The 4,646-nt window shown below is 36.3% G+C and carries 6 protein-coding genes; 2 read left to right on the top strand and 4 right to left on the bottom strand.

Annotated elements, in window-relative coordinates:
- Positions 1-229: 229 nt before the first annotated feature.
- From ACFFIX_RS27540 to ACFFIX_RS27550, 3 genes are all read right to left on the bottom strand, one after another.
- Complete coding sequence (locus ACFFIX_RS27540) at positions 230-760, bottom strand: GNAT family N-acetyltransferase (protein ID WP_378939823.1); 531 nt, start codon at positions 758-760, stop codon at positions 230-232.
- A gap of 159 nt (positions 761-919) precedes the next feature.
- Positions 920-1,075, bottom strand: a complete 156-nt coding sequence (locus ACFFIX_RS27545; RefSeq protein WP_378939825.1) for a hypothetical protein — start codon at positions 1,073-1,075, stop codon at positions 920-922.
- Positions 1,076-1,220: 145 nt separating this feature from the next.
- A complete protein-coding gene (locus tag ACFFIX_RS27550) occupies positions 1,221-1,499 on the bottom strand; it encodes a hypothetical protein (protein ID WP_378939827.1) in 279 nt (92 codons plus the stop codon).
- A gap of 371 nt (positions 1,500-1,870) precedes the next feature.
- On the opposite strand from ACFFIX_RS27550, the gene ACFFIX_RS27555 reads away from it, so the two are divergent.
- Both ACFFIX_RS27555 and ACFFIX_RS27560 read left to right on the top strand, forming a co-directional pair.
- A complete protein-coding gene (locus ACFFIX_RS27555; protein ID WP_378939828.1) occupies positions 1,871-3,106 on the top strand; it encodes an IS110 family RNA-guided transposase in 1,236 nt (411 codons plus the stop codon).
- Between the two features lie 357 nt (positions 3,107-3,463).
- Complete coding sequence (locus ACFFIX_RS27560) at positions 3,464-4,021, top strand: NAD(P)H-dependent oxidoreductase (RefSeq protein WP_378939830.1); 558 nt, start codon at positions 3,464-3,466, stop codon at positions 4,019-4,021.
- A 76-nt stretch (positions 4,022-4,097) separates the two neighbouring features.
- On the opposite strand, the gene ACFFIX_RS27565 is transcribed toward ACFFIX_RS27560, so the two are convergent.
- On the bottom strand, positions 4,098-4,460 hold the full coding sequence (locus tag ACFFIX_RS27565) for a winged helix-turn-helix transcriptional regulator (RefSeq protein ID WP_378939832.1): 363 nt from the start codon (positions 4,458-4,460) through the stop codon (positions 4,098-4,100).
- Positions 4,461-4,646: the final 186 nt, after the last annotated feature.

Raw genomic sequence — 4,646 nt, forward strand, 5'->3', positions numbered from 1 at the left:
CAAACACCCAATTCCTCCCACTAATGGGAGCTACTAAAGATGAAGTGGCTCACTTTTAAAGTGATCGCTCTGGCTCAATTTAATGTTGACAAAAACATCGATCTCCTTCTTGAAAAAATGCGCCCGATAACGGAATAATAAATTTCTTCTATTAGTCGCTTTTTTATTGACAAAAGTCTAAAATGCTCCCCATGAGTCAACTTTTCATTATCAAAGATATAATTCTTACCTATTTAACCAACTTATACATCAAGACGTCATCTACATATTTATCTTCACTAATCTTAAATTCTTTTACTTTACGCCCTTCCTCGACAAACCCCAGATTGTTATATAATTCTATGGCTCTTGAGTTCGTGGAGAACGTGCCTAACGATACTTTTTCGATCACTGGATGCCGCGCTGCCCAAGAGAGGATCTCATTTATCAAAAGCTTGCCAATTCCCTTATTTCGGTAATCTTTCTGAAGCATGATGGCGATGGATCCTGTGTGGTGCATCCTTTTTCTCTCTTGTGACCGGAACACGATCCAACCCACTACTTTTCCATTCATTTCTGCAACAAACATCGTTTCTCTTTCATGCTCGATGATATTTCTTATCCATTCTTGGTGCTCTTCCACCGTTTTATTGAACTCTTCTGAAACCGCTATAAAATAGTCCTTTTCATTAATAACCTCACGTTGAATATCTAGTACTGCTTCGGCATCTTCTATTCGAGCCGTCCGAATCATTGCTTTATAGTTTTGTTTTTGTAACATGCTTTCCCACCTCTACAACATAATAAAGTATTTATTCTTCATCACATTCAGACAATCCTTTTTCAGATGGCTCTATACATAGAATGAGCGCTTATCCTTGTTCCATGATAGCGCCCGATTGCTGAATAAGATAATAGTTTGTACTTATGTAATATTTGACTAAAATATGAGGTTTTTAAGAAACAGAACCCCATATATTAAAGCAGCACAAATTACAATAAATAATCCAACCATTACAAATCCGTATACAAAACCTTTACCCATAGAGAATATATCTAAGAACATATTTTTAAATATATCTATTACCTTACTCATAATTATCCTCCTAATAAAAATCACCATTACCAGTATTTTTCCATAAGTTCCAATCCCCTTATTGAAGTAATCTACCTATTACTTGAACAACGAAAAAACGATGCCCTTATTCAAGCATAGCACCCTATAGTTCAACAAGAAAAAGTTAATCCGAAAGCTGAAACGAAAAAATAAACCATAGAATTGCAAATCCGAAATCAACAAGATAGACCCTTTTATTTTCTCTTTGAAAATAACTTTCAACCCCATCCATAAATGAGCCTACCCCTGCTAAGATGAAGATTAACCTAAGAAAAAAGAAATCCAAACCGTTGATTATTCCCATTACCAACAAGATCCCCATTGATATCGCCATTAAAGTCCTTATAACAATAATTGGTTTTGCACTTTTCTCATAACTTCTTTTTTGAAAAAATAACCCCATTCAAAAAAACACCGCCTGCATCTTATTTAACATAAATTTCTAATAGCCTTTAAAGCCTTCCTCAACAATCTATGACCCGATACATAAATATGGGCACATTTCTTGCTGCAGAAACGCGCCCTTCGTATTATAAGGTCAGCCAGAAAATATTTCTGGTTGACCATTTTTTATATCGATATATGATAACGGTAGCCGGGGTAGAACGTACGCGCCCTTGGGACTCGATCCCGTCCATTAAACAGTTCGCCCCCTACTTGTAGAAACATGATTGAGGCTGGTTGGGACAATGAACTCGTATAACAAGCGAAGCTATGATACTACATGGAGGAATAGGGGTTACCGGTTAATAGATTTTTAGGAGGGGATAAATGATGAATCCAGTCATAGGTCTGGATGTGGCAAAAGGTGAAAGTCAGGTTCAAGCATTCTTGGATAAAAAGCAGCCGTACAAAAAGAGCTTCAAAGTAGCACATACTCTTGAAGGGTTAAGTAGTCTTCTAGATTTTATTAGAGAAGTAGAAGATATATCAGGGGGACGGCCTCCCATAGTATTAGAATCAACTGGACATTATCACACACCTATTGTGCAATATTTCGAGGACAAAGGGTACTTGTTGATTATCGTGAACCCTCTCATATCATATCGAGCTAAGAGTTCTAGTTTTCGTAAGGTAAAGACTGATATTATTGACGCTCATCACCTCTGCGAGTTGTATTATAAAGAGGACTTAGAGCCTTACAAACAACGAGGAATCCAACTTTTAAACCTTCGTAATCTTACAAGACAACACGAAAATATTACAGGCATGTTTGTACAAACCAAACTGCAATTTCAGGCAGTTCTGGATCAAGTATTTCCTGAATACTGTGGAGTTTTTGGAGCCTTATATTCGGATGTTTCTTTACTGACTTTACAAGCATTTCCTACTTCAGAAGAAGTCTTGGAAGCAAGCGAAGAAACCATCGCTAACAAAATAAAAGAGTTCTGTAAAAGTCGTTCACAACAATGGGCAAACAGTCAGGCAGAAAAACTAATGGCTGCCGCAGCTCAAAACCCATTTCAGAAAGCCTTATATCATAGCCTTTCTTTAAGTTTGAACATGTATATTAATATGCTTCTTGAATACAAAAAACATCTATCCACGCTTGAAGACGAGATAGATACTTTAGCAAAGCATATTGAAGAGTGTAAGATTATCCGATCAATCCCTGGCATCGGTGAAAAAATCGCTGCCACGATTATTTCTGAGATTGGGGAAATTGATCGGTTTAATCATCCTAAGAAACTAGTAGCATTTGCCGGAATCGATCCTAGTATCTTTGAATCTGGCACATTCAAAAGCACTTTAAATCGAATTACCAAACGAGGCTCTAGCAGACTAAGACGGGCCTTGTATATGGCCGTTAAATGTGCCATTCGAGATTGTCGCAAGCAGAAAACGACAGATGAAATTATTCCTCGTAACAAGCGATTACGAGGTTTTTATGATAAGAAACGTGAAGAAGGAAAACCCTTTAAAGTAGCTGTGATAGCATGTGCTAATAAACTCTTACATTGGATTTATGCACTTTTAAAGAGCAAATCGGCTTTCCAAGATCTAGCCTAGTTTAAAAGTATAACCAAACAACCCAAAACTTTCCAAACATCGAACCTTGGAAGGTTATTTGGTATGCATAAATCTAGTATAGCATAAGATATTTTAGGTTTTTAGTGAAAAGTATTGACAAACTATTAGCTGGTTTAATTGAAGACTGCTACATAGCCCTTTTCTAATTATTCTTATATATTTCTCTTTTTATAGCTTGGGTATCGGTCAGCCATTTATAGTTGACATTTACTCGATCTCATTGTTGTTTTACACTCTCCTTTAGGTAAGTAACTGTACTAAAAGTGCATACTTACAACTTTGAAGTATGTAATTTATACTTATGACAAGTCGGAAACTATGGAGGAAATCATATCAATGAAAACCCTTATTGTCCTTGCGCACCCAAGCATAGAAACATCGTTCATCAATAAGCGTTGGGTAGAAGAACTCAAAAAATATCCAGAACAGTACACGGTACACAACTTGTATAACGTCTACCCTGACGGCAACATTGATATTCAAAAAGAACAAAAACTAATTGAAGAACATGGTAATCTTGTTTTACAGTTCCCCATTCAGTGGTTTAGTTGTCCACCTTTACTGAAAAAGTGGCTAGACGATGTGTTTGACTATGGTTGGGCTTATGGTTCTAATGGAGGAGACAAGTTAAAAAACCGTAAAATTGCTTTAGCTGTGTCTGCTGGAATTAAAAAAGATGATTATAGTGCTGATGGGAGATACCCTACACTTCAACACTTGTTATCACCGTTTGAAACAACCTTTTTATATTGCAGCGCAAACTATCGCTCGTTCTTTGCATACTACGGTAAAGAAAGTAAACCGGGAGAAAATGACCCATCTATAAATGATCTGTCCTCAAGAGAATTGGATGAAAGCGCACAAAATTATCTGAAATTCATTGACCATATGTAATGTTAGATTTATAGGTTTAGAAGAAGTATTTCCTAAATAAGGAGATACTTCTTTTTGTTGAATAGAATAGATATGTTCATTTATTAGTTGTTGTCTCACGTGTTAAGAAACTGTTTTTCTCCCCCCACTCACACATCATGTTAAGCAAGGGAAGGAGAGAAAGACCACGTTCTGATAATGAATATTCAACTTTAGGAGGGATTTGGGGATATTCTTTACGTATGATTAGATCATCTGCTTCCAACTCTTTTAACATAATACTAAGCGTTTTAAATGAAATCGTACCAATACTACGTTTCAACTCATTATGCCGCATCACTTTATTTTCAGCTAGCCAATGCAGAATAATCATTTTGTATTTCCCACCTATTAAGGATAACGTATAACCAAATCCAGTATTTTTTAGTTCCACACCAGTTGTAACACACTTTTCACTCAACCGCTCCACACTCCTTCAGTTATGTATTATATGAGTCAGCATTTATTAAATTTAACATAGCAAAATTAGGGATGTTCATTTAAATAAAACTTATTCATACGAATAGGTAAGGGTTTGACGTTATCGCTCCCTTTTCCCTTCGTTCACACCGTACATGAAACTTTCATCTCATACGGCGTTCTAACT

The sequence above is a fragment of the Metabacillus herbersteinensis genome, from assembly GCF_042433335.1.
GTDB lineage: Bacteria > Bacillota > Bacilli > Bacillales > Bacillaceae > Metabacillus > Metabacillus herbersteinensis.